At 64.8% G+C, this 2,741-nt stretch carries 2 protein-coding genes and 1 pseudogene; 2 read left to right on the forward strand and 1 reads right to left on the reverse strand.

All coding sequences use genetic code 11. The annotated features are described in order from the left end of the window. A partial coding sequence (locus tag RHBS_RS26495) for a DUF4185 domain-containing protein (protein WP_145977627.1) occupies positions 1 to 1,009 on the forward strand: 1,009 nt, incomplete at its 5' end. Between the two features lie 51 nt (positions 1,010 to 1,060). Here RHBS_RS26495 and RHBS_RS26500 read toward each other — a convergent pair. Then, complete coding sequence (locus RHBS_RS26500) at positions 1,061 to 2,527, reverse strand: CCA tRNA nucleotidyltransferase (RefSeq protein WP_128646847.1); 1,467 nt, start codon at positions 2,525 to 2,527, stop codon at positions 1,061 to 1,063. Positions 2,528 to 2,628: 101 nt separating this feature from the next. Here RHBS_RS26500 and RHBS_RS31210 point away from each other — a divergent pair. Then, positions 2,629 to 2,741: pseudogene (locus tag RHBS_RS31210) on the forward strand (NUDIX hydrolase); the annotation flags it as partial.

Genomic DNA, 2,741 nt, shown 5'->3' on the forward strand with positions numbered 1-2,741 from the left:
GACGACGGTGCCGCCCGGGGCACCGGCCGTCGGAAACGTCGAGGTCGTCTCGCAGCTGACCGGACCGGGATCGGAGAACCGCACCGACAAGCGCTGGCAGGTCGACGGCACCGACCTCGGTATCATGTGGGAGAGCAAGCCCGGCGAGGTCGCGGTGGCGTTCGGCGATTCGTTCGGCAAGGGTTGGGAATTCGGCGTCGTCGGCGGTGACGACTGGCGTTCGAACGCACTGGGACACAGCACCGACACCGACCTCTCCGACGGTATGACCCTCGATTCGATGGTGCAGGACTCGCGTTGTCACGCAGCCGAACTGCTGCCCTCGCGCAAGATCAAGAACTGGGAGACCACGGTCATCCCCACCTCCGGGTTCGCGATCGACGACCGGCAGTACATGTCGTACATGTCCATTCGGCGCTGGAGCACGATTCCCGGTATGTGGTGGACCAACTACGGCGGCATCGCCTACTCGGACGACAACGGTTCCACCTGGGTCAAGGACGAGCATGCCAAGTGGGACAACGTCTTCGGCTTCTCCAAGTTCCAGGTCTCGACGATGGTGCCGGCGGGGGAGTACGTCTACATGTTCGGCACCGTCAACGGTCGCGCCGGTCAGGTGGGGCTCGCGCGCGTCCCGAAGGCGGACGTGCTGAACAAGACTGCCTACCAGTACTGGGTGAACGGCACCTGGGCACCCGTCGGATCGAACGAGGCCACCCCCATCGCCGACGGTATGGCCGGGGAACTGTCGGTCCATCACGACGAGGCCCGTGGCCTGTGGCGGATGACGTACCTCGATCCGCTGCGTGGCGAAATCGTTCTGCGCGAGTCCAATTCGCCGCAGGGACAGTGGACCGCGCCGACCACCCTGATCGACACCGCCGAGTACCCGAAGACCTATGGCGGCTTCATTCACCCGTGGTCGACGGCGAACGAGCTGTACTTCACCGTCTCGGAGTGGGACAGCTACAACGTGTATCTGGTCAAGGCCGAGCTTCGCTCGTCGTGAGCGGAAACTCGTAGTGGGCTACGAACTTCCGCGCACGTGCGGGGGACGCGCCTAGTGCGTGGGCCACCACTCGAGCAGTGCGGCCTCGGCTTCCTCGCGGGACAGCGGTCCCCGATCGAGGCGCAGTTCTTTCAGGAACTTCCATGCCTTGCCCACGTCGGGTCCGGCCGGGATGTTCAGCAACTCCATGATCGCGTTGCCGTCGAGATCGGGCCGCACCCGAGCCAGGTCCTCCTGCTCGGCAATTCGAGCGACGCGTTCTTCCAGGTCGTCGTAGGTGGCCTGCAGCGCAGCAGCTCGGCGCTTGTTCCTCGTGGTCGAGTCGGCGCGAACCAGCTTGTGCAGCTTGGGAAGTAGCTCGCCGGCATCGGTTGCGTAGCGGCGGACGGCAGAGTCGGTCCACTGGCCCTTGCCGTAGCCGTGGAAACGCAGATGCAGAAACACCAGATGCGAGACGTCCTCGATCATCTTCTTCGAATACTTCAAGGCGCGCATACGCTTTCGCACCAGCTTGGCACCGACTACCTCGTGGTGATGGAAGCTGACTCCGCCGCCCGGCTCGTTTCGTTTGGTATCGGGCTTGCCGATGTCGTGCAGCAGTGCGGCCCAACGCAATACGAGATCGGGATCGCCGTCCTCGAGATCGATCGCCTGCTTGAGCACCGTCAGCGAGTGCGTGTACACGTCCTTGTGCTGGTGATGCTCGTCGATCTCGAGCTTCATGTTGGGCACCTCGGGAATGATGCGCTGCGCCAGACCCGTCTCGCACATCACGTCGATGCCGTCGATCGGGTGCGCGCCGAGGATCAACTTGTCCAGCTCCACCTGGATTCGCTCGGCGGTGATGCGGTCGATCTGATCGGCCATGTCCTCGATGGCTCGGTGCACCCGAGGCATCAGCGAGAATCCGAGCTGAGAGACGAACCGCGCGGCCCGCAGCATGCGCAGTGGATCGTCTCCGAACGACACCTCCGGTGCCGACGGGGTGTCGAGAACGCCCTCGAGCAGCGCGTCCATACCGCCGAGCGGATCGACGAACTCCTGCCCGCCGTCTGCTCCGAGACGTACTGCCATGGCGTTGACGGTGAAATCGCGTCGAACGAGATCTTCTTCGAGGCTGTTGCCGTACTGCACCTCGGGATTGCGGGAGACCTGATCGTAGGAGTCGGTGCGATAGGTGGTGATCTCGATCGTCTGGCCGTCCTTGGCCGCACTGATGGTGCCGAACGCGATGCCGGTGTCCCACTGATGGTCCGCCCAGCCCGAGAGCAACGCCTGAACCTCCTCGGGCCTGGCGTCGGTGGTGAAATCCAGATCGGTTCCGAGTCGACCGAGAACTGCGTCGCGCACCGTGCCGCCGACGAGAAAGAGCTCGTGCCCCGCCGCAGCGAACAGGGCGCCGAGCGGAGTCAACACCGGAGCGAGTTCGCGCAGCGTCACTGCAGCTCCCGCCAGCAGCCTCTCCCGGCGGGCATCGGTGTGCTCGGCGGAAACGGAGGACAGGGACTGATCGGCCACGGTGGGAGAGCCTACTTGCGCCGAGCCGATCGATTGTCCCGGCCTTCACCCCGCGGTGCGGCACGGTAGAAGAGTGCGCACAGGCAACTAGTATGGATCGGGTGTCTGCTGCCGAACGTGCGAACAGGAGCCGCCGCAACCCGCGGCGGCGTCAGGCACGCGCCGACACCGAAGCACCCAAGCTGCGGACCGTCCGCGAAACCTCGGCGGGAGA

Origin of the sequence: Rhodococcus sp. BS-15 (assembly GCF_000813105.1) — a bacterium.
GTDB lineage: Bacteria > Actinomycetota > Actinomycetes > Mycobacteriales > Mycobacteriaceae > Rhodococcoides.